Annotated in this window: 19 protein-coding genes; 7 read left to right on the top strand and 12 right to left on the bottom strand. The window is 43.5% G+C overall.

What is annotated here, in order from left to right; all coding sequences use genetic code 11:
• Positions 1 to 216 precede the first annotated feature (216 nt).
• Together AC622_RS01450 and AC622_RS01445 are read left to right on the top strand one after the other, a co-directional pair.
• Positions 217 to 1,515, top strand: a complete 1,299-nt coding sequence (locus tag AC622_RS01450) for a hemolysin family protein (protein WP_049669451.1) — start codon at positions 217 to 219, stop codon at positions 1,513 to 1,515.
• A gap of 56 nt (positions 1,516 to 1,571) precedes the next feature.
• On the top strand, positions 1,572 to 2,621 hold the full coding sequence (locus tag AC622_RS01445) for a hemolysin family protein (RefSeq protein ID WP_049669450.1): 1,050 nt from the start codon (positions 1,572 to 1,574) through the stop codon (positions 2,619 to 2,621).
• Positions 2,622 to 2,668: 47 nt separating this feature from the next.
• Here the strand turns inward: AC622_RS01445 and AC622_RS01440 are convergent, their stop codons facing one another.
• On the bottom strand, positions 2,669 to 3,523 hold the full coding sequence (locus AC622_RS01440; protein WP_049669449.1) for an AraC family transcriptional regulator: 855 nt from the start codon (positions 3,521 to 3,523) through the stop codon (positions 2,669 to 2,671).
• Positions 3,524 to 3,898: 375 nt separating this feature from the next.
• Between AC622_RS01440 and AC622_RS01430 the strand changes: the two genes are divergently transcribed.
• Genes AC622_RS01430 through AC622_RS01420 form a run of 3 tightly spaced genes read left to right on the top strand, consistent with a single transcriptional unit; the run spans position 3,899 to position 7,401 of the window.
• Positions 3,899 to 6,169 carry a glycosyltransferase gene (locus tag AC622_RS01430; RefSeq protein WP_049669447.1) on the top strand — a complete coding sequence of 757 codons (2,271 nt, stop codon included), beginning with the start codon at positions 3,899 to 3,901 and terminating at the stop codon, positions 6,167 to 6,169.
• Complete coding sequence (locus AC622_RS01425; protein ID WP_049669446.1) at positions 6,162 to 6,779, top strand: lysophospholipid acyltransferase family protein; 618 nt, start codon at positions 6,162 to 6,164, stop codon at positions 6,777 to 6,779. The genes AC622_RS01430 and AC622_RS01425 overlap by 8 nt, the downstream gene beginning before the upstream one ends.
• Positions 6,780 to 6,804: 25 nt before the next feature.
• A complete protein-coding gene (locus tag AC622_RS01420; RefSeq protein WP_049669445.1) occupies positions 6,805 to 7,401 on the top strand; it encodes a TVP38/TMEM64 family protein in 597 nt (198 codons plus the stop codon).
• A gap of 41 nt (positions 7,402 to 7,442) precedes the next feature.
• Here the strand turns inward: AC622_RS01420 and AC622_RS01415 are convergent, their stop codons facing one another.
• The 10 genes from AC622_RS01415 to AC622_RS01375 all read right to left on the bottom strand — a co-directional run bounded on the left by AC622_RS01415 (position 7,443) and on the right by AC622_RS01375 (position 18,319).
• Positions 7,443 to 8,621 (bottom strand): PDZ domain-containing protein, encoded by a 1,179-nt coding sequence (locus AC622_RS01415; protein WP_156185531.1) that lies wholly within the window; start codon positions 8,619 to 8,621, stop codon positions 7,443 to 7,445.
• Between the two features lie 547 nt (positions 8,622 to 9,168).
• Positions 9,169 to 10,602, bottom strand: coding sequence for a S41 family peptidase (locus AC622_RS01410; protein WP_053103700.1), 1,434 nt, complete (start codon positions 10,600 to 10,602; stop codon positions 9,169 to 9,171).
• 102 nt (positions 10,603 to 10,704) lie between these two features.
• Positions 10,705 to 10,830: a hypothetical protein gene (locus AC622_RS21475; protein ID WP_269431768.1), complete on the bottom strand. Its 126-nt coding sequence runs from the start codon at positions 10,828 to 10,830 to the stop codon at positions 10,705 to 10,707.
• 4 nt (positions 10,831 to 10,834) lie between these two features.
• The gene (locus AC622_RS01405) at positions 10,835 to 11,950 is read right to left on the bottom strand and encodes an AimR family lysis-lysogeny pheromone receptor (protein ID WP_231589571.1); all 1,116 of its coding nucleotides are present in this window, start codon (positions 11,948 to 11,950) and stop codon (positions 10,835 to 10,837) included.
• A gap of 196 nt (positions 11,951 to 12,146) precedes the next feature.
• A complete protein-coding gene (locus AC622_RS21470) occupies positions 12,147 to 13,406 on the bottom strand; it encodes a murein hydrolase activator EnvC family protein (protein WP_053103699.1) in 1,260 nt (419 codons plus the stop codon).
• 85 nt (positions 13,407 to 13,491) lie between these two features.
• On the bottom strand, positions 13,492 to 14,385 hold the full coding sequence (gene ftsX, locus AC622_RS01395) for a permease-like cell division protein FtsX (RefSeq protein ID WP_049669442.1): 894 nt from the start codon (positions 14,383 to 14,385) through the stop codon (positions 13,492 to 13,494).
• Positions 14,375 to 15,061 (bottom strand): cell division ATP-binding protein FtsE, encoded by a 687-nt coding sequence (gene ftsE, locus AC622_RS01390; RefSeq protein ID WP_049669441.1) that lies wholly within the window; start codon positions 15,059 to 15,061, stop codon positions 14,375 to 14,377. The genes ftsX and ftsE overlap by 11 nt, the downstream gene beginning before the upstream one ends.
• A gap of 421 nt (positions 15,062 to 15,482) precedes the next feature.
• Complete coding sequence (locus tag AC622_RS01385) at positions 15,483 to 16,298, bottom strand: YitT family protein (protein WP_049672723.1); 816 nt, start codon at positions 16,296 to 16,298, stop codon at positions 15,483 to 15,485.
• Between the two features lie 195 nt (positions 16,299 to 16,493).
• Entirely contained in the window at positions 16,494 to 17,396 is a 903-nt protein-coding gene (locus tag AC622_RS01380) for an ABC transporter permease (RefSeq protein WP_049669440.1), read from the bottom strand.
• Positions 17,393 to 18,319 (bottom strand): ABC transporter ATP-binding protein, encoded by a 927-nt coding sequence (locus tag AC622_RS01375; RefSeq protein WP_049669439.1) that lies wholly within the window; start codon positions 18,317 to 18,319, stop codon positions 17,393 to 17,395. The genes AC622_RS01380 and AC622_RS01375 overlap by 4 nt, the downstream gene beginning before the upstream one ends.
• A 255-nt stretch (positions 18,320 to 18,574) precedes the next feature.
• On the opposite strand from AC622_RS01375, the gene AC622_RS21465 reads away from it, so the two are divergent.
• Together AC622_RS21465 and AC622_RS01365 are read left to right on the top strand one after the other, a co-directional pair.
• Positions 18,575 to 20,683, top strand: coding sequence for a glucosaminidase domain-containing protein (locus AC622_RS21465; protein WP_049669438.1), 2,109 nt, complete (start codon positions 18,575 to 18,577; stop codon positions 20,681 to 20,683).
• 256 nt (positions 20,684 to 20,939) lie between these two features.
• Positions 20,940 to 24,263, top strand: a complete 3,324-nt coding sequence (locus tag AC622_RS01365; RefSeq protein ID WP_049669437.1) for a CDP-glycerol glycerophosphotransferase family protein — start codon at positions 20,940 to 20,942, stop codon at positions 24,261 to 24,263.
• Positions 24,264 to 24,337: 74 nt separating this feature from the next.
• Here AC622_RS01365 and ltrA read toward each other — a convergent pair whose 3' ends face one another.
• A complete protein-coding gene (gene ltrA / locus AC622_RS01360; protein ID WP_049669436.1) occupies positions 24,338 to 25,723 on the bottom strand; it encodes a group II intron reverse transcriptase/maturase in 1,386 nt (461 codons plus the stop codon).
• Positions 25,724 to 25,785 lie beyond the last annotated feature (62 nt).

Raw genomic sequence — 25,785 nt, 5'->3', positions numbered from 1 at the left:
ATATGCTATACTTTTGCCAAAATAATAATTAAAGGGAGGTGGCCGCGTTGGGAACGTGTTTGTAATACCTCATGATTCATTCGGCCTTACCGGCCATCAAACCTTAGTTACAGCAAGGTTTTACGTACTTTGGCACCATACTGCCAAATATTTTCAAACTATTAAATAGATTCAGAATATAAACCTGGAGGTGAATCCCTCATTTGAGGGAAGTAATTGGATATAATTACGTTCACAAATTTGATACTTTTGATCATCTTACTCATTATGACCGCTTTTTTTGTCGGGGCTGAATTTGCCGTCGTCAAACTCCGCATGTCTAGGATCGACCAATTAATCGCTGAAGGAAATAAAAAAGCCCTTACAGCCAAGAAAGTGGCCAGCGACCTCGATTATTACCTGTCTGCCTGTCAGCTCGGCATCACCGTTACCGCCCTTGGGCTTGGTGCGCTTGGGAAGCCGGCTGTTGAAAGAATATTGTACCCATTATTTGATGTCTTAAATGTTTCAGAGGCTCTATCCTCTGCCCTCTCCTATGCAATTGCCTTTATACTCGTCACCTTCCTCCATGTTGTCATTGGGGAAATGGCGCCGAAGACATTGGCCATTCAATATGCTGAACGAATGAGCCTTCTTCTTTCCCCGCCTCTTTACTGGTTTGGGAAAATCATGAGCCCCTTCATATGGGCATTGAACGGAACATCTCGTCTTTTCCTGCGATTATTTGGGGTAAAGCCTGCCGGACATGATGAAGCCTATTCAGAGGAAGAGCTGAAGATAATCATGGCCCAGAGCTTCCAGGGCGGGGAAATTGATAAGACAGAACTCTCCTATATGGAGAATATCTTCTCCTTTGATGAACGTGTCGCAAAGGATATTATGGTTCCGCGTACAGAGATGGTTACACTTGATAAAGGCATGGACTATCCCACAATCATTTCTATTTTGGATGAGAATAATTACACCCGCTATCCTGTTGTTGAGGACGGGGATAAAGATAAAGTTGTTGGAATCCTGAACGTCAAGAAGATGCTCACTCAGATTGTTGCGAAACGGGATTCTAAGCCGGAGGATTTCGTCCGGGAATTACCATTCGTACTTGAGACAACACGGATTCAGGATGCTCTTTTGACGATGCAAAGGGAACAGGTTCATATGGTCCTTGTCATTGATGAATATGGCGGTACTTCAGGAATCCTTTCATTGGAGGATGTGCTCGAGGAAATCGTTGGAGAGATTCGGGATGAATTTGACGAAGAAGAGACAGCAGATATACAGGCCATTGGAGAGCATCGCTATCTCATGAACGGCCGCGTCCTATTAGACGAGATTGAAGATCGATTTGGACTGACATTTGAAGAAAGTGATGATGTGGATACAATCGCTGGCTGGATTCATCTTCAAAGCATCGAAGAAGTCCATGAAGGTGATGAAGTGAAACATGGGGAATACGTGTGGTCGGTTGAAAAAATGGACAACCACTCTATCAAACAAGTAACCCTGCGGAAGCTTTAATAGAATACGATCTTAATTCATTTGGAGGTGAATCCTTCTTAAACAGAAGGAACTAATTGGACGGATTAATTGCTTTAAACTTATTTTTGGTCGTTGTATTTATTGGATTGACGGCTTTCTTCGTCGGAGCAGAATTTGCTATTTTGAAGGTGCGGATGTCGAGAATTGACCAGCTGATTGCCGAGGGAAATAAAAAGGCGGTCTTGGCAAAGAAGGTGACCGGAAACCTAGATTACTATTTATCTGCCTGCCAGCTTGGGATTACGATTACAGCATTGGTACTCGGAGCATTAGGAGAACCGACCGTTGAGAAATTGCTCCACCCGGTCTTCGAGAGATTTGAGGTTGCAGATGCATTAGCAACTGTGCTTTCCTATGCGATTGCCCTGGCGATTGTCACATTCTTGCATGTTGTCTTTGGCGAATTGGCACCGAAGACACTCGCCATTCAATATTCTGAACGAGTCACCTTAATGCTCGTTGCTCCGCTTTATTGGTTTGGAAAAATCACCAATCCGATTATTCGGTTCTTAAACGGCTCATCACGTGTATTCCTCAGATGGTTTGGCGTGAAGCCTGCTGGTCATGAGACGGTCTATTCAGAGGAAGAGCTTCAGCTGATTGTCACCCAAAGCTATAAGGGCGGTGAGATCAACGAAACCGAGCTCTCGTACCTTCAAAATATCTTCTCATTCGAGGACCGTGTATTAAAGGATATCATGATACCAAAATCGGAAATGGTCTACCTGACGAAACAGATGACTGTGGATGATATCATCACTGTCCTTAATCAACAGGAATATACCCGGTACCCAGTGATGGAGGCTGCAGGTTCAGACCATATCATTGGCTTCATTAATACGAAGGAAATGCTCACCAATATCGCAGCCGGACGCAATCAAGCTGTCACACATTTCATTCATGAGATTCCGTCATTTCCAGAAACTGCATCAATCAAGAGCGTGCTATTGGAGATGCAAAAGAACCGGATGCATATGATTATCGTGACTAACGAGACAGGACAGATTACCGGTCTCGTGACAATGGAGGATATATTAGAAAACATCGTTGGCGAGATTCGCGAAGAGTCTTCCAGCAGTGATTAATGAACAAACGGAAGGTTCGAAGTCTTTGTGGACTTCGAACCTTTTTATTATTTATCCTTCTTAACCGGTATCCAAATTTCACTATAATAATCATCCGAGGAAGGATCTCCATCGCACATATACACTTCCATCTCCGGCCCTCCTGCATGCTCATAGCCAGTAGACGGGAACCATTCAGAGAAAATGCGCTCCCATCCCTTTGGCATAGCACCCTTCACCGGAAAGATAGCCCAGACTGCCGCTGGAATCACCCGCTCCTCCCATCCCGCAGGAATAGGTGTATCCCGCTTCTCAGCAGCAATCATATAAGATAAATTCTCTTGCAGCTGATCGAAATCAAGGCAGATACCTAAAAGACCAAGCGGACCCGAATGCATCGCAAGCTCTGCGGCCAATCCATTCCTATTCGCCTCAATCCAAAAGGCTGCAATATCCTGATGGTTCTGACCTCCCTCTGCCGATGTCCGAATGCTCTTTCCTACGACCGTAAAGGCCGCTCTTTCCTCCATCCTGTACTCCATTTCCACATCACCCTTTATCTGAATTTGAAAGGAGAGTCTTGGATAAGCCTTTAAGAATCGGCTGTCTTTCCTGACTGCTGACGGCGTGATACCATGGATGCGCTGAAAGGCTTTTGTGAATGACTCTGGACTGTCATAGCCATACTTCATTGCCACATCAATGACCTTTGCCTTTGTATGAATAAGCTCCTGTGCAGCAACGGTGAGCCGCCGATTGCGGATATACTCACTGACTGTATAGCCTGTCAGCATGCTGAACAGCCGCTGGAAGTGGAATTTCGACATACAAGCAGCAGCCGCAATCTCCTCTATCCGCAGCTCATCTGTCAGATGATTCTCGATATAATGAATGCCATCAATCATTCGTTGCAGGCCCTCCATATGAGCTCCTCCTCTCATTGCTCAGTCTACCAACCTGGCAGCGGGTAATCCTGTTCATCTGTGCTCACTTCAGATAGATTCTATTTGTAAATATTCTTCACAGATGCTGACAATCCTTTTTGCCTATTGAAACATCCGCTTACAATCATCCTCTCAATCGTCGAAACTGCCGCATCAAAGCCTTTATTCCTGGATTTCATTTCAAGTCGAAAATGGCCGATATACCTAAATCCACAAATCTGATATGACCCAAAAATATATAAGAATAGTTTTATCAGGCTCCTTTCGGGGAATTGAGTATAAATCATAGTCTCTCTTATATAGAAAAACTTCTAAACTATTATCAGCAAGAATCCATACAAAGGGCTGAAGGATATGAGGAAAAAGGTCAAGTTTTTATTATATATCGATATAGTAATATTAGTACTTGTCCTTGGATACAAAGGGTATTTATATGCCTTTGAACCTGAGGCAAATACAGCTAATGTTACTAGCATTAAAGAGATAAGGAGAATGGAGGACACTGATTCATATACATTCGCTGTCCTCGGTAACATCAAGAATTCTATTGATATTTTTGATAAACGAATGGTCAATACCATCAACGAGGATTCGGATATTAACTTTGTTATCTCAACCGGTAATGCGGTTTTGGACGGTTCAGAGGATAAATACCGGATCTTGAATAAAAGCTTTGAGAAGATTCAAGTACCGACCATTACCGGATTCGGACAGACCGAAATGACAGACCGCGGGGCCCTCCGCTTTTACCGGCAATTCGGTCCCTTTTATTTCTCCTACCAGCTCGGTGAATCGTATTTTATTTTCCTGGATACAACCGGGCAAACATCAGAGGAACTGCAAAAGGAATGGCTTAAGACGGAACTGGAACAAGCCTCTGGCTGCCGCCATATATTCGTGTTTCTCAACAAAGCTCCGTATGTCATTCATGATTCATCAGATGATACGGACCAATACATACAAAGCGACAGCTTCCGGCATTTCTTAACGAGTATATTTGCCGAGTATAAGGTGGATGCCGTATTTGCCTCAGGGCCTTCCATCTATGACGAACGGGAAATAGACGGGGTGGGCTATTATGTCAGCGGCGGGGCTGGCGGGCCGCTCCTCTCCAAGGAGAAGAATAGCTTCTATCATTATATGAAAATCACCGTCAGCGGCGAGGAAGTTCAATACGGCATTGTTAAGCAAGGGGGCCAGAGCTCCCCAATCCTGAACACCATGGAGAATGTTTGGATCTTCATCCATTCACTTTTCTACACAAATCGGACAAACTTCACCATCATGGTCAGTATACTCGTACTTTTAGCCATCGTCCTTTACATCCAAGCAACGAAAGAGGTGAATTATTACCGGGATTTCACGCATCCCAATCAGCAGGGACCAAGGAACAAAAAGCTCACGATTGCCATGTTTACCAATACCTATTTGCCTTTCATCGGCGGCGTACCGAATTCCATCCACCGTCTGGCGAAGGGATTGAGAGAGCAAGGCCATGAGGTGTATATTTTTGCGCCAAAATACCCTGGACTAAATCAGCAGGAGGATGACCCATATACGATTCGCTGCGAGCTCATGTGGTACCGTAAAACAAAGGTGTTCAACTTCCCGATTGTCAATATCTATTCGACCAAGATCGAGGAAGCATTCGCGGCGCATCCATTTGATATCGTTCATGTGCATCACCCGTTCTGGATGGGGAAAAAGGGCATGCAATTGGCGAGGAAATATCAAATACCAGTTGTTTTCACTTATCATACACGGTTTGATAGCTACTACCGCTTCCTGCCGGTCCTAAAACTATATTTCAAAAATGTACTTTCGCATAAAATGGTGAAGCATTTCGCGCAAAACTGCAATGCCATCGTGGCGCCGACCACGACAGCAAAAGAATATTTGTCCAATATTGGTGTAAGCCGCCATATCGCCGTCTTGCCAACAGCCATTGATTTTGATGACTATCAGCACAGCACTGTTGACAGCGTGATGAGCCTGCGACAATCCTTCGTACAGGAAGGAGAGCTATTGCTCTGCTCCGTATCGAGGCTTGCCCAGGAGAAGAACATCTTCTTCCTAATTGATGCCATTCACTATATTAAACACCATACCGATGTACCTTTCAGCTGTATCATCGTTGGAGACGGCCCTGAAAAGGAGCATCTAAAGCAGCGAATTCAAGAGGATGGCCTAGAGGAAAACGTGGTGCTCATCGGCTCAGTGGCCCCTGAGGAAGTCAATCAGTACTATCAAGCCTCTGACCTCTTCCTCTTCAGCTCAAAATCAGAAACACAGGGGATGGTCATTCTGGAGGCTATGGCCGGTCATTGTCCAGTTGTCGCAGTCGCCTCAAGCGGCATTGATGATGTCGTGGTCAATGGGGAGAATGGCTACAAAACCATCGAGAGAATAGAGGAATGGGCAAAGAAAGTGATCTATCTAATGGAGCATCCAAAAGAGCGAGAGGAAATGTCCTCACGAGCCTATCATTTTGCCAAACGATATTCCATTCCCAATATGGCGAAGGAGGCCGTCTCTGCCTATCATGAGGCACAAAAGGATTATGAGATGAGGCATACTGCTGTCGTACAAGAAGAATCATCAAGGGACGTGATTTCAAATGATTGAGTTTAAGTGTTATGGAGATAAATTATTTCACTGGCTGGCCACCAACTATATTGACCTTGTATACCGAACAAGCCAGGTCCGCTATACAGGGAAGTCCATGATTACCTGCGAAGAAGAAAGGTTTGTTCTAGGATTTTGGCATGGGGACAGCTATTGCATCATTCCTGCGCTGAAAGGAACAAATATCTTTGTGATTACAACAAGCAATAGAAGAGGCGACTATATCGCCAATCTCTGTGAATATTTCGGATATACCCCGCTCCGAGTTCCCGATGAATCTGTTGGGGGAGGCTTTCTTTTTAAAATACGCAAAAAAATCAATGGAGCTGATGGAGGTCATCTCGCTTTGGCATTTGACGGCCCGCTTGGTCCCTATCATGTGCCAAAGGATTTTTCCTATATCCTTGCCCGTGTTTCCAAACGACGCATCGTCCCCGTCTCCATTGAGGTAAAGAGAAAAATCCGACTGACAAGGCGCTGGGATAAGTACATGGTTCCACTCCCATTCAATCAAATCAGCGTGCACTTTCACGAGCCGATTCCTGTATTGAGCAAGGAGCTTGATCCCATTAAGCAAAGGACAGTTGAAGTCATGGAGAGCCGTTCATAAAATTTCTTCATAAGAGGGCAGAACAATGGATAAGAATAAATGGGTTATGTACCTTGTTAATTCCGTCACTTTCATAGGCTTCCTGGCTATTGGCATCTTTATCGCTGTTTTATATCATCGGGGAATTTTTTCTTCTACAGTGAGCTTTCAGCACTACATTGATGGCTATGGTCCGTTTGCTCCGCTAGTTTTCATGCTCATTCAAATTGTTCAAGTTGTCTTTCCATTTTTGCCAGGCGGAATCAGCACGGTTGCCGGAGTCGTTATCTTCGGAGCTTGGAGGGGATTTCTGTACAATTATTTCAGTATCTGCCTTGGCTCCATTCTCGTCTTCATCCTTTCAAGGAAGTACGGCAGTGATTTTGTGAAAAATATCATTAAAGAGAAGAACTATAATAAGTACAGCCAATGGATCAATAAAGGCAGGCGTTTCGAGCGTTTCTTCGCAAGCGCCATCTTCTTTCCCGGCTTCCCGGATGATGTGCTCTGTTATATGGCTGGTTTGACGAAGATGAGGCTAGGGAGGTTCATCGCAATCATCCTTCTCGGGAAACCTCTTTCCATTGCGGTCTATAGCATGGGAATTGCTGCTATTATACAATTTCTACAAAGATTATTTTAAAAAAGGATGCAGCCATCATCTTGGCTGCATCCTTTTTATCATTATTGTACACCTTCCATTGGAAGGAGCTTTCGACTCTCCACGGCCAGAATTCCCAGCTCATGGTGATCACCCTCATACAGAGCATTTTGTACAAGTCGTATTTGGTCATTAATATCATAAATCTCAAGCTTGCAATGTGCACGATTCGATTGCAGGGCTTCATAAAGCTCTGTCCTCGAATAAACCATCCGTCCATTCACCTTCGTCAGAAGCTCCCCCGGACGAAGCCCCATCCGCTCAGCCGGTGATTCAGGCAATATTCCAAGAATCATCAGCCCATTTTTGGAAGAGGTAAAGAAGGAGGAACGATTCTCCTCCCTGCTCTTATAAACAGAGAAGATAATCGTATGTCCAATGATTGCAGCCGCCACCGCAGCGAGACTTACATAAGGAATCCAATAGCCAGCCGCACTTATGGCCAGAACAATCAGCCCAAGAACTGTCATGCTTCTTCCTAATGGCTGCACAATATTGGCGAGCAGCGTACTCTTTGCTTTAAAGGAAAAACCGATAAAGAACGGAACAACAAGCGGCGCCCACTCAGTCTCACCAAAGGAGAATACAGGCCAGAAATCACCTGGTACATCAAGTAAACCGTTCGGGATAAAAAGAAGCACTGGCACAAGCCAAATCCGTTTGGACTTCTGTGCCCCAACAAGCATCCCCCTTTTTCCCTTCTCATACAGAGGCGACGCATGCAGAGCCCCTCTCTTGCGAATCAGCCAGCCTTCTGCCAGCAGCAATAGGCCGACCAGAACAGCAATGGATGGGTAAATGGCTTGATCAAAGGCAAAATAGCCCTCATCCCAAATTCCATTAAACCCATATATGCCAAGCCCGAAAATAATCAAAAAGGACAAACCAACCGTATAAACCGGCGATAACAGACGGACAAATAAGAATATACTAAATATTACACTCAAAGAACCTGCCAGCAGCACAAACTCAAATGGTACATTCAATCCAAGCAATCCCGTCATGACAGACAACACAAATCCCGTTAACAGGCTTGGGACGATGTACTCCTTCATCTCAATCATGGGATCCTCTACCCGGATATGAAACAGCTTGCGCTCCTGCTTAACTCGCTTGGAGCCAAGCATATATGTAACTATCAACCCAATATACAGAACCGGATTCAGAAACAACAACCCAATTCCCTTAAGTAATTCAATCACCCAAGTTTCCCACAATTTGTATCACCAACCCTTACATACCTTATCTTCTATTCTATCAAATCACCCCCTCCTTTCCTATTCTTTCTTTTAGAACAGGCTCTCCTTTTGCTTCGACAGAAAGACAGCCGTGAGCAAGCTCGCAAAATCAAAACAGCGTAATTAGAGCTTGTTTTCGAAGAGAATCTATCTAAAAACGAAAGATTTCATTCCAAAAAGACCGTCAGCTTGTCTATTTTCAGCTTTCTAGGATAGATTGGCCTTCTGTTTTCCTGAGGTTTTTCATATTTTTGCCGTTTATGGGCGATTTCTTAAGCTTTATGGGCGAAACTAAACCGTTTAAGGGCGATATCCCATCGTTTATGGGCGAACGCAGATAGTTAAGGGCGAAATCTCGTGGGTATGGGCGAAACCTCGTGGGTATGGGCGCCCCCCTGCGTTAGGGCAATAATATGAGCGTATGGGCGCTAATCCCTGAGTTGAGCTCCTCCTCCCTACCTCCTTCCCAGCCCACACGAAAAGACAGCGCCCCCTATGCGCTGTCCTCCTCCTATTGCTGTTCAAGCCATCTCAACCCAGCCTGCAGCTGTAAATCATTTTTGTCTTCATTCATCAGCTGGATGATTTCCTCTTGCAGGCTGCTGACGGTTCCCTTATCGGCTATCCCGGTTGCACGCATTTGATGCATTCGCTGGAAGGCTTCAACTGCCTTCACGGTTTTCGCACTGTAATAGCCGTCCGTCCGCCCCGGTTCATATCCGGCGCCTTCAAGCATTTTTTGCAGGATTGTAACTTGTTTATTGTTCATGTCCTTCTCAAGAGGCTTTTCAATGGCCAATGGCTCTAAGCTGAAGTAATCCTTCTGACTGACCTCGATTGTAGGCTGGATGCCTTTTTTGTGAATCCATGTTCCGCTTGGCGTAAGCCATTTATAGAAGGTGAGCTTGATTGTACTTCCATCCCCTAAGTCAACAGGCTTTTGCACCGTGCCCTTTCCAAAGGTTTTCTCGCCAATCAGCGGGTATCCCTCTGATTCATTCATCGCTGCCGCAAAAATTTCTGCAGCAGAGGCGCTGCCCTCATCGATCAATACAGCAATCGGGTAAGACTTTCGCTTGTCTGTATAGGAGAAATATTGATTTTTCTTGCCATTTCGTTCTTCAATCTGGATATATGGCTTCTTTTCGGTAATGAACGGCTTCAGGATTTCCTCGACACTTGTCAGTAGACCTCCCGGATTTCCCCGTACATCAATGAGCAATCCATCCATTTGACTGTCTTCAAGTGAAGAGAGCTCTTTAACGAAGTCTGCAGCTGTATGCTCACTGAAGGAGGTAATCTGAAGATAGCCTATCGATTTACCATTCAGCTTCTTCATGGAGCGATGAACGGTCTCGAGCGGAATTTCCGCACGCTTGACCGAGAAGCGGATGGGATGACTATTGCCCTCACGCATGATTTCTACCTCTACTTCTGTCCCGACCTTGCCCCTGATTAAGGAAACAACATCATAAAGCTCAAGCCCTTCTGTTTTCTGCTCGTCCACACGAATGATCACATCTCCCGGCTTAATACCGGCCTTTTCTGCTGGAGAGTGCTTAAATGGCGAGACAATCACGAATTTGCCATCCAGAAAATGAATCTCAGCCCCGATTCCTTGAAAACTGGAATCCAATGTTTGCTGGAACTGAGAGGTTGTTTCTGCATCCATATAGACAGAATACGGGTCCTTCAACTCACCCAGCATGCCTTTGATTGCCCCTTCCGTCAGCTCCTTCTCGTCCACCTGCTCCACATAATTCTCGGCAATAATATCAAATGCTTGGTGAACCTTTTCAAATTGACTCCAATCCTTCATTTCTTGTTCCTTAGCACGGCTTCCTTCGCTCTCCTGCCTATATTCATATCTCCACCAGGAGCCGGCAGTGGTGCAAATCAACAGAACCACTGCAGTCACAAAGGGCCAGAACCATTTATTCTCCAATCGCTGCCGCCTGCCTTTCAGCCAAAAACAAAATAAGCATGACACATGTAAATGTGCCATGCTTATTCCTATGCGGTGCCTGTCCTGCTTATGCTGAATAAATCAGCGGTCAATAGCTGAGCTGCCGCCTGGGGCGATTGGACCTGGGTCAAAGGCTAATAGGGTTCCGCCTGCCGTTGCTGTCACCAATGTTAGAACAACAATAAAAATGCCTGCTAATTTTTTCAATGCTTCATCCTCCTAATTTGTTTTTTTTTTTATATTTGTGTAAATTCTCTGTGCTCAATAATTGAAGATAAAAGTAATTGGAATTAGAGGTGAATACATCCCGGGCTACATTCAGCATGCTGTCATCATTCATTGCCAGTCCGTAATAGAATAATTGATAGGATGTTAAGTATCCCCTCTTTTTCTTTAAGCCTTCAAGAATGTCAACGGCTTCATCGACTCGGCCTTGGACAATCAGCCGGTGGGCCCTTTCTGCCTCATCTGTTGGTTCCGTATGTATATCAATACCCCAAAAGGAATGCAGAAAATCAAGTGTGTTAACCGTATACTGGGTTCTATCCATAGCCCGATTGCCAGATAGCTGCAATAAGGCGTTACGGGATTGCTCGACCCAATATTTCGCTACCTCGAAATTCTCAAACATATAGGTTTGACCGAGTATATGAAAGAAATTAGCATACACAATCGGGAAATAGAACTGCAGCTCGCTGCGCTTAATGACCTCTAAGCATTTTGAGCGGCATTGCTCAATTTCATTCATGTATAAGTAGGTGGTTGCTTCCATTTCCATGAGTCGAATTTTGTAAGCTTCCCGCAAATATTCATTATCCATCAGCTCCACCATCGGGGCTACGACTGTAAGAACCTTGTGAAACGGCTCGAATAAACCTGTTTCCTGGATTCCGTATAAATGGACAATAAGCGAGAATATGAGCGACTCGCTATTTGTATTCTTGACCTTGAAGATTTCATCAATCAAGTCCGTGCCAGACAATTCTCCCTTTTGGTTCTTGAGGAGGATTTGATAAATGGTAATCCATGTCTGCATGTCCTTGCTTCCCCGTTCCCTCTCAATTTCCATGAGAGTCTCGAGCTCTTCTATATCACCTTGCATTAAATAATATTCCATGAGAATGTTTGATTTTATGGAGTCTAAGTAATTGAAGTAGTAATCCTGCAGGAAATATTTTTGTTTCTCGTAATCATTGCGGTAGAGCTCATTCAATGAGGATAAAATTGAGTTAGAATTGATTCGGGACGCATCAAAGAGGTTCATTTTTCCTAAAAGAAATTGGTTGAATTGACGATCGTCCTTGATCATATAATCTTTAAAAACCACACTCTCCAAACGACATCCCACCCAGTAATAATAGACTATTTGATACAAATTTTAACAGTTTATTGAACGCTTGTGTACACAATTCGACCATCAAATTTACCCATCGTTCGACAACATTCGTAGTTTATCTGAAAATTTATACCATAACTCATAAAAGAAAAGGCACAGTCCTCTGTCGAACTGCGCCTTGTGTGTATTACATTCCGCTTAAATAACTTAGTGGGTTCACGGCGTTCGAATGGGATGCGGTCCAGCCGCCTACATACAATTCAAAGTGTAAATGCTGGCCAAAGGAATTACCTGTATTCCCCATTAATCCAATCTGCTGTCCCTTTTGGACAGATTGTCCGGCGGAAACATTCATCGAACGCAAGTGAGCGTATACAGTGGTATAGACTTGTCCATCTATATAGTGGGAGATATAGATGACATTACCGTAAGAGCTTGAGAAGTTTGCACGAGAGACAACTCCAGCTGCTGATGCGACAACCGGTACTGTACCCGACTTCGCAATATCAATCCCATTGTGGTTTCGTCCCCACCGAGCGCCATAATGGGAAGATACATACCCGGCTGCTGGACGCATGAACTTGCCTGATGTCACAGCAGGTGCAGCAGATACCGCACCGCCAGAAGAACTTGATGAACTGCTGCTTGCTTTAGAGGCTGCAGCAGCCGCTGCCTGGCGTTTTTCCTCAGCTGCGATGGCTTTCTTCACAGCTGACTCTTGATTAGCCAAGAGCTCCTTCTCTTCCTCAAGAGAAAGCTTCTCTTCTTCAAGCTGAGCCTGCTCTGATTTCAGCGCAGCCATCAGCTGATTCTTTTCAACCTTCTTCCCGTCAAGCTTTTCCTTCATCTTAACGAGCTCTTTCTTCATGTCATTTAAGCTGGCAAGCTTCTTTTCTACCTCTGCCTTCTGCTCCTCTAGACGAGCTTTATCAGCTTCCTGCTCAGCAATGATTTCTTTATCTGCATTCATGATTGTCGTTACTGCACCAATTCTCTCTACAAACTCCCCAAAACTGTTTGCACCTAGGAGAACCTCTAGATAGCTTGAGCTCAGACCATTTTGCTGATAAGAACGCGCACGCTCCTTCAAAATCTCATTCCGATTTGCGATTCTTTCCTCTGTTTCTTTAATGTCTTCTTTCAGACTATCAATCTTATTTTCAGTGGATTTGATTTCTTGATCCTTTTGAGCAATCTTTTCTTCTGTCTCAGCGATTGATTTTTCTACCTTTTTCAACTCTGCTTCTAATGAGGCACGTTGACCTTCGATATCAGAGATTTGCTTATCCGTTTCGGAAATATTCGATTCAACCGAGGACTTCTTCTTCTCAATTGTATTCTTTTTCTCCTGCAGTGAACCAATGGATTCAGCTTGTACACTACCCCCGGCAGTCGTTCCTGCCATACACAGCGCAAACGCGGTGATTGCGACTATGGTTTTCTTCACGTGACTTTCCCCTTTCCCTTCCAACAATAGCGATTTCTTTTTTATGTATGTATGGCCCCTTTTTAGAAAAGGGGCCCCTTGTTTGTTAAGCTTTCAAGAATTTACGGATGGACATTAAGCTTCCCCATATACCGATCAAGGCTCCAAACAGGACGAGCAGACCTGATACTTGAAGAATGAATGGGTTATAGGACAGCATCTGCATGTAATCAATCGTCATGGACGGACTGAGGTGATCATACAAATACTTGTATCCAAATGCGATGAGGGCAATCGGGATAATCGATCCGAGTACGCCCAGCCATAACCCTTCAAGGAAGAACGGCCAGCGGATAAATCCGTTAGTCGCACCGACGAGACGCATAATCTCAATTTCGCGGCGTCTAGCGAAAATAGTTACTTTAATCGTATTCGAGATAAGGAACATCGCTGTGAATAACAAAGCAACAATCAGGACAATTCCTACGTTTCTTGAAACGCTGACGATATTAAACAGCTTCTCTACATAATTCTGTCCATATTCTACTGTTTCGACGGCATTCATTTTTTCAGCCTCTTGCGCAACGACCACGACATCCTGAGGTGTTTTTGTCTTAACGACATAAACATCATTTAATGGATTATCTTGTTCAAACAGCTCGAAGGCTTTCCCATCATCACCCATGCTGTTAATGATACTTGTCAATTCTTCTTCTTTAGGAGATAAAGTGACACTATCAACCTGGTTCAGGCTTTCTAAGCTGGATTTCAGTGCAGTTGACTGTTCTTCTGTTGCTGTACGGTCAATATGCACGCGAACTTCTACATCACTCTCTACATTGGTAGCAAAGTTATTCAAGTTCATCATCAGAACGACAAACACTCCGACCAATGATAGGGTTACAGTAACGGCACTGACGGATGCGAATGTCATCCAGCCGTTACGGCCTAGACTTTTAAAGCTTTCCTTCACATGGCGGAAGAAGGTTCTATAATTCATAACCGTATTCTCCCTTCTGTTCATCCCGCACGATCAAGCCGCCTTCAATGGCAATGACTCGATGCTGAAGCGTATTAACAATCTCTTTGTTGTGAGTCGCCATGATAACAGTTGTACCGAGGCTGTTGATTTCTTCGAATATCTTCATGATTTCCCAAGAAGTTTCCGGGTCCAGGTTCCCTGTCGGTTCATCTGCGATCACAAGCTTCGGTGAACGCACGATGGAACGGGCAATGGCAACCCTTTGCTGCTCTCCGCCGGATAGCTCGGTCGGTAGCATTCTTACTTTATGTTTAAGGCCGACGAGCTCAAGCACGTCCATGACCTTCGTCTTGATGACTTGTGGTCTTTCCTCTGTTACTTCAAGCGCAAAGGCAATATTCTCAAAAACGGTCAAATTATTCAAGAGCTTGAAGTCTTGGAAGATTACGCCGATATCCCTGCGCAAAAGCGGTACTTTTCGATCCTTGATATTGGCAATATTCCGTCCGTTAATCGTGATGGTCCCGCTTGTCGGCTTTTCTTCTCTATACATCATCTTAATAAATGTCGATTTACCTGCGCCGCTTGGTCCTACTACATAGACAAACTCTCCCGATTGTATCTTTACATTCAGGCCTTTTACTGCTGAAACGCCATTCGGGTATGTCTTTTGAACATTAATCATTTCTATCATGTCGTTTTCACCTTTTTTCCACCTTCATGTTGTACTTAAATCTATATGTGTTTATCGACGTTTGTCGTTTTTTGATAAATTTATCCGTCTTTTGTCATGTTATATTATAACATCACAAAATGTCAGAAATACCACTGTTATATTACATTTATATTTCATCTACATTAACCTTTTTTGTCAAAAGAAGGTTAATTCCACTTCTACATCTCCTATGCCTTTTTGACCGCTCCGATAATAGTCCATAAGCTCCTTTTATTCCGGTTAAAACAGTAACAAAAAACCGGTTAGACTAATATCATCTCCCCGGTTTCTTCTTGTCACTCTCTATCTATACAAGCATATTGCCTGTCATTCTACTTGAATCCTTTGACCAGACCCTATCTTAACAACTATTCTCTCAAATAGCAAAGAAAAGATTCACTCAGTCTTTCTTGAAGCCTTCACCAAGCACCTCAGCCGCTTCCATAACGACGACAAACGCATGCCTGTCAATCGACTGCACCACCTGACGCAGCTTCGTGAATTCTGATTGATCAATCACGCACATGAGGACAGGACGATCACTTTCTGTATAGCCGCCTTGAGCTGTCAGCCTTGTAACACCACGATCCACTTCCTCCAAGATGGCCTTTCTGACCTCTGCCTCACAGCTCGTAATGATCATAACAGTTTTTGATCGCTGTATGCCGACTTGAACAAGATCGATTGTTTTGCTTGTGACGAACAAGCCAATCAAGGCATATAAGCCCTGCTCGATATCAAATACAAGCGCAGCCGCAAGTACAATTAAGCCGTCAATCATGGCGACACACATCCCAAGTGAGATCCCCGTGTATTTATGAATAATTTGCGCCGCCAAATCCGTACCGCCAGTTGAAGCCTTTCCTAGGAAGACAATTCCAAGACCAAGCCCGACGCCAATCCCTCCGAAAAGAGCGCCAAGCAGCGGATCTGTTGTTGCCGGCGACCACCCGTTTGTTAAGAAAACGACAAACGGGAAGAAGATGGTTCCAACAGCCGTTTTAATGCCGAAGTGCGTTCCAAGAAGCAGCACACCAGCGATAAAGAGCGGAATATTGAATGACCATTGCACAAAGGCTGGTTCCCATCCGAACAAATTATACGTAATCGTACTAATCCCGCTCACGCCGCCGGATGCCACTTTCGTCGGCAAGAGGAAGATATTAAAGGAAATAGCGACAATCGCAGACCCGATAAGTACATATACATAATCCATTATGGCATTTAAAAGAGGATGCTTGATCCTGCTGTTTCTTTTCTTTTTCACAATTCTTCTTGCCCTCCATACGTCCAATTCTTCAAAGCATATCCATTTTATATGAAAACAGGAATGGAAACAATGAAAGCCTAGAAAGATACAAAAGTCAGACAATAAAAAAAGCCCAGGGAGTTACCCTGGACCTCTTAAACATCAAATAGCGACATCCCTCTTCCGGAAGACAAAAAACGTGATTGCAATAAAAATGACATAATAGACGGCAAGCAAGCCGAGCGAAAAGCCAAGCGCTGCTCCTTCATAGCCGTAACCAAGCAAGAAGAGATTGCGCAGGTCTATATGCGGGAACAGAATAAACTTCATCCAGCTATAACGGTCAACTAGATTCAAGATAAGGAAGTTTAATGTAGATGAAGCAAACAGGATAAATACGGATACACCTACTGCGATGGATGTCGTCTTGAAAAGCGTGCTCAGCATAAACGCAATAGTGGTGATCATCAAGAAACCTGGCAGCCAGTAAAGGAGCATATCCACTAAATAGCTGCCTACCTCAATCATATCTCCAGAAAAGGATGGGTCTGGAATCTTCGCCGTGAAGGACCCATTCCCAAAGAATAACAGACCGACCAAATATCCTGATATAAGCAAGGTAACCAATAATACACCTGCAAAGATAAGTGAAGTGATATATTTTGACAGAAGAATCTTCCAGCGCTTATACGGCCGTATCAGCAGCTGCTTGATGGTTCCATCCGAGAATTCCGATGCTACCATCCCGCTGCAGACAATGACCGAACACAGCGTGATGAAGGAGACAAGCCCCAATGCCCAATCAGCCATGAAATCCCAGACGGCATTCGTCATATTCGAATCACTGTCAGCAAGTACAGTTGCCGCGTAGGCCCTATCATCCTCAGATGCATTTGGATCGGCGAGCGTTTGTTTCGCTTCCTTCACATCCGCTTCAATCATTGAATTAAAGAAATTCGCGGCAAAGCCAGCACCGATAATCCCTACAACCATAATTCCGATGAAAATATAAGTCGATACTTTAGAGAATAGTTTCATCCATTCATTGCGTATAAGCTTGATCATACGCCCACCTCCTGCTTCGTAATCTCAAAGAAGCGGTCCTCCAAGGATTTTTTGACGACACTCATCTCATAAACATCGACATTCGCCTGTACGAAGGCACGGACAATTTCAGCTGACTGTTCCTTCGTTGTCCTAATCGTGATCATTTGTACGTCCTGCTTTAGGATGGCCGCGTCTGGATATGCCTCACGAACAACCTTGGCTGCAGCAAGAACATCCTTCACGGCAAAGACAATCTCCCTGAACTCCTCTTCCTCACCCTGCATCTGATTATTCTCGATATGTATAAGCTTACCCTTCTCAATGACAGCGAACCGGTCACACATAAGCTGCATTTCAGCAAGTAAATGGGAGGAAACAAGAACCCCAATCCCTTCATCAGCCAGCTCGCGCAAATACATGCGGAACTCTTTAATCCCTTGTGGGTCGAGACCATTGGTCGGCTCATCAAGAATCAAGAGCGCCGGCTTATGCAGAATAGCCTGTGCCACCCCAAGACGCTGGCGCATCCCGAGTGAGTATGTCTTAACCTTCTTCTCAATCGCATGGTCCAGCTTCACTAGCTCTGCTACCTCATCCAGTCTCTCGGGAGGAATCGGATTTGCCGCCATACGCGCATAATGAATCAAATTCTTCCGCCCGCTCATGTACTTATAAAACTCTGGATTCTCCACAATCGCTCCAAGATTGCTCATGGCTCCCTCAAAGTCCTGATCGAGATCATGACCGTTAATGAGAACCCTGCCATCCGTACGGTTGATCAAGCTTGCAATCATTCGGATGATTGTTGTTTTCCCCGCCCCATTCGGGCCTAATAATCCGAAAATCTCCCCGCGTTTCACTTCAAAGCTCACATCATCTACAATCGCCGTCTGCCTGATCCTTTTTGTTAGTGATTTCACTTCCAATACGTTTTCTGCCACTTGCTCACTTCCTTTTTCATAATCCTATATATCTACTATAGCGTAAAAATATGGTAATTTGTATGATTTTTGTTTATATTATTTTGATATATAAATATGGAAGGATATTCATCAATTCTTAAAGATTCGTTACAAATCTAGACAAATCCTTCAATTCCGGCATAAAAATGTTAGAATACATATGTTTAATTTTAGAAAAGGAGGCCTTAATAATTTCAAAAAATGATATTTTAAAAAATTAATAGAGGAGAAATCATGTTGACAGCAAAGAAATTCACAACCTTTATGATCATTGCCATGCTCCTCCTTTCAACCTTACCGGCAGTTTCATTCGCTTCGGACTCAGAGGTTATAGAGGAAGCAACTACAGCAGTACTGATTTCCAAAGACGGGGAAGCCATTAATTTATATGAGAGCACAGAAAGTGACAGCCCTGTGTTGACTCAGCTGGAGAATGGAGCAGATGTCACCCTTCTCGAGAAATTTGATGAGTATCTTCATGTCCAGACGATTTCAGCTGACGGAAGCGAAATCTGGGAAGGTTATGTGAAAGTAGAAGATCTATCAAGCGAGGAGGATACGGCGAATACTGAAGCAGCAAGTGATACGGAAACACCAGTAGAGGACGAGCAAGCTGAAGTAATCGTGGATGAAATGGAGGCAGCCGAGCAGGAACAAGCTACTCTGCCATATGAAACGGAGGCAGCTGAACAGGAGCAAGCTATTCTAACGGACGAACCAAAAGCCCCCATAAGCGAGCCAGCCGCAAAGCTGACAGGAGAAGCATTAAGCGGTATTGCCATTCAAGCCCCGACCAAAACCTATGCTTCGCCTTCAACAAGCTCACAGGTCGTTAAAAGCTACTCTGCTGGCACCACGCTGAAATTCTATGACTATTCTACCTCCTGGTACGAGGCAAAGGTAAAAGTCAATGACATATGGCAAATCGTCTATATTCAAAAGAGTGCTGTCGAAACCATTACGACAAATCCTGTACAGGTCGAGGCTGTCGCCAAACTAAACCCGACAGTTATGTATGAAAAGCCTTCAACTACTGCAAAGACAGTCAAATCATACAAGGAAGGCTATATTTTAAAGCTTTATACGTACACAAGCAGCTGGTACAAAGCAACAGTAAAGATCGATGGAGACTATCAAACAGCCTATCTTCCAAAGACATCGGTTGAGCTGCCAAACCCAGCAAGCAAAGCTGAGCAAGGCATCGCCCTCAAAAGCCCGACAAATGTCTATGCTTATGCGGGTACTAGCGCTAAAGCCTTGAAGACTTATTCAGCCGGCTCCATCTTAAAGGTATACAGCTATACAAACTCTTGGTACCGTGTCACCATATATATTGACGGTGAAAAACAAACCGGCTACATACTGAAAAGCCACATTGAACAAGTATCGGAAGAAAACACTGAGCAAACAGGCCTTGCCCAAACAAGTCCTACTAAAGTGTATAAAGCACCGACAACAACAGCCAGCTCTTGGAGAACCTATGCGAAAAATACCATCCTTAAATATCGCGTATTCAGTGAGAACTGGTATATTGTCAAAGTGAAAGCTGATGGCAGTTATCAAACAGGCTATATTAAACGAAGTGATATAAGCAAGAAGATAACAACCGGCTATGGATTGACCTTAGACCAAGCGGTGAACTATCAGATGAAGATGCGGCCAATGACGGATTCACCCTTGTATTCTTCCTTCCTGCAAGGCGGCAACCCAAAGGCCTGGGTAAGCGCCACTGCTGAACAGGTAAAGAAATATTTAGATCCATCCAGCTTTTCTCCCGGCAGCACCGAATACTATCAGTTTTTGATCTTATCCGCACCAGCCGGAACAAATGCCACTGAATTAAATGCCAATATTCTTAGTGGGAAAGGCGCTCTAACTGGAAAGGCCTCAAGCTTCATTCAAGCAGCATCTACCTACAATATTAATGAAGTATACCTAATCAGCCACGCTCTCCTGGAAACTGGAAATGGGACAAGTACCCTTGCCAAAGGAATCAGCTATAATGGGACTACTGTCTATAATATGTATGGAATAGGGGCCTATGATTCTGATCCAATCAATGGCGGAGCTAAATATGCCTATGAACAAGGATGGACAACAGTTGAGAAAGCCATAATTGGGGGAGCCGCTTTTGTCGCTAAATCTTATATCAATGCTGGACAGGATACTCTGTATAAAATGCGTTGGAATCCTAATCATATGGCCTTATACGGATATGCCTCTCATCAATATGCTACTGATATTGGATGGGCTGTAAAGCAGACGGCTCGAATGTCACAAATCTATAGCCGATTGACTCAATATACATTATTATATGATGTCCCTGCCTACAAAGAGTCATGATTCTAAAAGCCCTAGCAAAACAGCTAGGGTTTTTTAGTCTCCTCCCAACAGATCGCTACCATATAAATCCATTTATCTGTATCCATCATTAATCCATGCATAAACTTTTATGAATATTTAATAAGACACTGTTAACAATCTCCAGAAACCCTCTATTCTAAAGGTTTATTTAATCATTGGCTAGATTTTTTTCTTGCATATTCTATACTGCGTGATTCATACTAGTCGTATCATCATATCAGTCAGGTGGGTGAACATGATTAACGTTCGGAAATTATTTAAACGAAAGAAAAAGCGTCGAAACCAATACCTTAATATTAAACAATCAGGGGATACCCTATACATATCAGGACACTTAAATACCCAAACGGATACGGTTTCCGAGCTTTGGTTGAAATGCCGGGAAACAGAAGAATGGTTTTCCGCGGGGGAGATTAAACCTTCTGCTAAATTCCAATTTAAGATTTCTCTAGGAGAGTTGATTGCTAAACTTCCTAATGTCGAATCTTTTTATGATTGGTATTTAACCATTCTAGTACCGGCCAAATCCATTAGTGAGAAACGATTTGAAAAATTAAGCCAATCAGAATCAACTGAAATGGTTCAATGTAATGGAGAAGAAGCCTTTCAATATAAGATTAGGCTTGGCCGTTTTGAAACAACCGATATCCCAAGCCCCTTCTTGCCTTACCATTTTCAAGATCGGAAGGTCATTCCGTTTGTAACAGAGAAAGGTAATCTCTCTCTCAGTGTAGATAAAGAATTGAATCCGTCCGTTCGCCTACAGATTGACGGAATTAGACGTACCGGCAATGAATTGGAAGTGTACGGCAAAATCTTTACAAGACATTCAGTCATTCAGCACGGGGATTTGCTATTAAGTAACCGCGCAACTGATGAGGAATGTCAGACACCCGCTGCATTCGAATTAAATCAAGAGGAAACGCGACAAAAATACGGATTGAATCGCTATAGCTATCATGCTATTGTCCCGCTCGGAAAAGAAGGTCATCTCTTAGAGGAAGGCATTTATGATGTCTTTTTGAAGCTCCAACTGAATGATACACCAGAGCCCTACATGGTGAAATTGCATCGGCCGACCTTCCGAGCACGCTACTTTGCACAGGATATTTCCAAATATATTGGGGATAAGGGTATATCCGTCAATCCGTATTACACATTTAAAGCATCGAATCTTGCCCTAGAGATTCTCAGCTACTCTGCGGAAAACTTGAAATATCTTGAGCGTATGATGAAATGGGCATGGCTCCACCGTCTTGTAAACCGTTCAAAAAATGTATGGTTGGTCGGAGAGCGGCCATATAAAGCACAGGATACTGGATATCACTTCTTTAAATATGTACGTGAACAACACCCTGAACTTCCTGTTTACTACGTAATTGAACAGGAATCACCCGAATTAAAGAACGTAGAGCCACTCGGGAATGTGGTCTATTTCAAATCGAAAGAACATATCAAATTAAGCTTGATTGCTAAACGGATTATCTCCTCTCATCATGCTGACTATCTATATCCAATTCGGACACAGCGCTTTAAACGGAAGGTACATGCACTAAAGATCTTCCTGCAGCACGGTGTTATGGGAACCAAAAATATGATTGCTAACTATGGGAAGGATGCACCCGGCTTCTACACCGATATTTTTCTTGTAAGCTCAGATTTCGAGAAGGCAATGATTGTGAATGACTTCGGTTATAATCCTGACCAAGTCTATATCACTGGTTTATCCCGATTCGATGAATTATTAGCTGATAATGTCGAGAAGAAACGCCAATTGCTGATCATTCCAACATGGCGCGACTGGATTCTTACGGAGGAGCATTTCCTTGAAAGTGAATACTATCACCGATACAAGGATCTAATCCAAAGTGAAACATTGCGTAAGCTTAGTGAGACCTATAATTTTGAGGTTATTTTCTGTCTGCACCCTAATATGCAGCTTTATACAGACCATTTCCGTGATTCTCCTTATCAAGTCATTTCACAGGGAGAGGTTGATGTTCAGACATTAATCAAGGAGAGTGCCATGATGCTGACGGATTACTCTAGTGTGGGATTCGACTTCAGCTTCTTGCAAAAACCGATTGTTTACTATCAATTTGATCGCAGTCGTTTTATAGGAAAACGTCCATCTCATTTAGAATTAGATGAGGATCTGCCAGGCGACATTACCAATGATCTTGATGAACTTTTGGCATTGATTGAAGAGTATGCATCACATGACTTCGAAATGAAGGATGCTTACAAACAACGAGCCCGCAAGTTCTTAAAGTATGCGGACCGGTCATCCTCTGAGAGAATCTTTAAACTTGCGAGTGACAAATCACTTAAACCAAAGTTATCGTATCGATTACAGAAACAGCCGATAGCGAAAGGTATTGGGAAGAAATTCAGAAAGAGCAAATACTATTTCCCGACTATGAAAGCTGCTTACAAATTGATGCGAACCTTCCTGCCTGTCGATAAGAATTTAATTGTTTTCGAGAGCGGTGTAGGCAAGCAATATGCGGATAGTCCACGGAAAATATACGAAAAGATTCTAGAGGAAAAGCTTCCATACAAGAAAGTATGGATCGTAAACAAAGGCGTTCATTTTAGAGATCCGGATACACTTAAGGTGAAACGTTTAAGCCCTTCTTACTACTATTACTTAGCTAAAGCGGGGTATTGGGTAAACAACCAAAACTTCCCGTCCTATATTAATAAGAGAAAAGAAACAACGTATTTACAAACCTGGCATGGAACACCGCTCAAGAAAATGCTCTTTGATATTGAGCAGGTTCAGGGCCGCCAAGAAGGATATGTTGAACGTGTCAGCGGCGCAATTAAGAACTGGGACTATCTTATCTCCCCAAGTGCCTATGCAACCAAGGCCTTTAGAAGCGCCTTCCATTACGAGGGGGATGTCCTTGAAGTAGGCTACCCGCGCAACGACTTATTCTATCAAGATGGGTTAACCGAGATAGCAGGAAGAGTGAGAGAAAAACTGCAACTACCGACAGACAAAAAGGTCATTCTTTATGCTCCTACCTTCAGGGACAACCAAACAAACGGCGCCAATAAGTTTACATTTGAGATTCCGTTTGATTTGGAAGCGATGAAGGAAAAGCTAGGAGATGAATACATCTTATTGCTTAGACTTCATGTCGTAATCAGCAATAAATTTAAGGTACCTGAAGAGTTAAGCGATTTTGTTTATAATGTTTCCAGCTACTCTGATATCCAAGAGTTATTGACCATTTCAGATGTCCTTGTCACGGACTATTCCTCTGTTATGTTTGATTATGCAAACCTTAAACGGCCAATTCTTTTCTATGTATATGACTTTGAAGAATACCGTGATAATACCCGCGGCTTCTACATGGACTTCGAACAAGAAGCTCCAGGGCCATTGCTTCAGACAAGTGATGAGCTGATAAATGCATTGCATGACATTGATCAAGTTCAGCATGACTATGAAGGAAAATACCAACAGTTCTATGATCGCTATTGCTATCTAGAGGATGGACATGCTACAGATCGTGTTGTGGAAAAGGTTTTCCCTAAAAAACAATCATAATCGAGTAGAGGGGAAATTCACTTGAATTTCCGCCCCTCTCCCACCACCGTACGTACGGACCCGTATACGGCGGTTCAATAGCTTGAGTGAATGAGCTGGTATTTCACAGATATGTCTTCATATCCGTGACGTGCCAGCTCTTTATCTGTTAAGGACCGATGAAGGACGTAACTCTTGGAGATACACCAATAACTCTTCCGAGTGTTCGACCATTCATAAGCCTTTTGCTTTTCGATACCCAATTGAATCAGATTTTTCCTTCTTGTTCGTGGATATTTCCATTGTTTCCAGATATATTGTCTGATTCTTCGCTTCAACCATCCATTCAATTCATTCATAAACCCTTTCATTTCGCTAATACCATAGTAGTTTAGCCAACCAGTCATAAGCTGACGGATTTCCTTTAGAATGATTTCAAGGCTTCTTCCCCGGTTACGCTTTGTGATTTTCTTCAGCTTTGCTTTTACCGATACTTTCACCTTATTATGAGGACGAATTTTGACCCCCGTTTTTGTCGTAAGCAGACAGAATCCCAGAAACTTTCGTTTCAACGGACTGCCTACGGCACTTTTTTCACGATTAACGGTGAGCTTTAATGTCCCTTCAAGATAGTCAATGGCCTTGTTCATCACTCGTTGCGCTGCACGTCGGCTCTTCACGTAGATGTTACAGTCATCCGCGTAACGCACAAACTTGTGTCCGCGCTTCTCTAAAAGCTGGTCAAATTCATTAAGATAGATATTACTGAGTAATGGGGATAGGTTTCCACCTTGCGGTGTTCCTTTCTCCGATCGCTCAACCAGCCCATTTGTCATGATGCCACTCTGAAGGTATAAACGAATCAGTCGTAGGACACGCTTATCCGTTACCTTTCTCTCGATAAAGTACATAAGTTTGTCATGATTCACCGTATCAAAATAAGCTTTCATATCAATGTCTACTACGTATCTATACCCTTCTTTGTAGTACGTCTGTGCTCTTCTAATGGCATCATGAGCACTACGTTTTGGACGAAACCCAAAGCTATTATCCGAAAAGGTCGGTTCAAATAATGGTTGTAAGACTTGATTGATAGCTTGTTGAAGCATTCGGTCGATGACGGTTGGAATACCTAGTTTACGCTTTCCTCCATTAGATTTCGGGATTTCTACCCGTAAGACGGGAGAAGGTTTATATGTTCCATCTCGGAGTTGCGCTAGTAATTCCTCCCGATGTTCCTTCAAGTACGGAAGTAACTGTTCGCATGTCATGCCATCGACTCCAGCCACTCCTTTATTTCTGACAACTTGAAGGTAAGCAAGATTGAGATTATCCCTTGATAGGATTCTCTCAAACAGATTTACACCATTTTGATTGTTCTGTTCACCATGAAAAGTGCTACGCACTTCGTCATACCCTTCATGTTCCACATTATCTCTCTGACGATAGCCAGATTGTCCTGTTTTCTGCGATTGTCGCACTTTCCACACCTCCTAAAATGCTCAAAATTACTATTGTTCCGTCCTTCGTATCCTTGTCAGAT

It is taken from the genome of Bacillus sp. FJAT-27916, from assembly GCF_001183965.1.
Taxonomy (GTDB): domain Bacteria; phylum Bacillota; class Bacilli; order Bacillales; family Pradoshiaceae; genus Pradoshia.
Note: the sequence above shows the minus strand (reverse complement) of the source record. Positions and strands in the feature narration are given on the sequence as shown.

Excerpts from the sequence above, each read along its gene's own strand:
- AC622_RS01420 (WP_049669445.1), top strand. The coding sequence starts at position 6,805 with ATGGATAAGAATAAATGGGTTATGTACCTTGTTAATTCCGTCACTTTC.
- AC622_RS21465 (WP_049669438.1), top strand. The coding sequence starts at position 18,575 with ATGTTGACAGCAAAGAAATTCACAACCTTTATGATCATTGCCATGCTC.
- AC622_RS01385 (WP_049672723.1), bottom strand. The coding sequence starts at position 16,298 with ATGGATTATGTATATGTACTTATCGGGTCTGCGATTGTCGCTATTTCC.
- AC622_RS01365 (WP_049669437.1), top strand. The coding sequence starts at position 20,940 with ATGATTAACGTTCGGAAATTATTTAAACGAAAGAAAAAGCGTCGAAAC.
- AC622_RS01380 (WP_049669440.1), bottom strand. The coding sequence starts at position 17,396 with ATGATCAAGCTTATACGCAATGAATGGATGAAACTATTCTCTAAAGTA.
- AC622_RS01440 (WP_049669449.1), bottom strand. The coding sequence starts at position 3,523 with ATGGAGGGCCTGCAACGAATGATTGATGGCATTCATTATATCGAGAAT.
- AC622_RS01430 (WP_049669447.1), top strand. The coding sequence starts at position 3,899 with ATGAGGAAAAAGGTCAAGTTTTTATTATATATCGATATAGTAATATTA.
- ftsX (WP_049669442.1), bottom strand. The coding sequence starts at position 14,385 with ATGAATTATAGAACCTTCTTCCGCCATGTGAAGGAAAGCTTTAAAAGT.
- AC622_RS01425 (WP_049669446.1), top strand. The coding sequence starts at position 6,162 with ATGATTGAGTTTAAGTGTTATGGAGATAAATTATTTCACTGGCTGGCC.
- ftsE (WP_049669441.1), bottom strand. The coding sequence starts at position 15,061 with ATGATAGAAATGATTAATGTTCAAAAGACATACCCGAATGGCGTTTCA.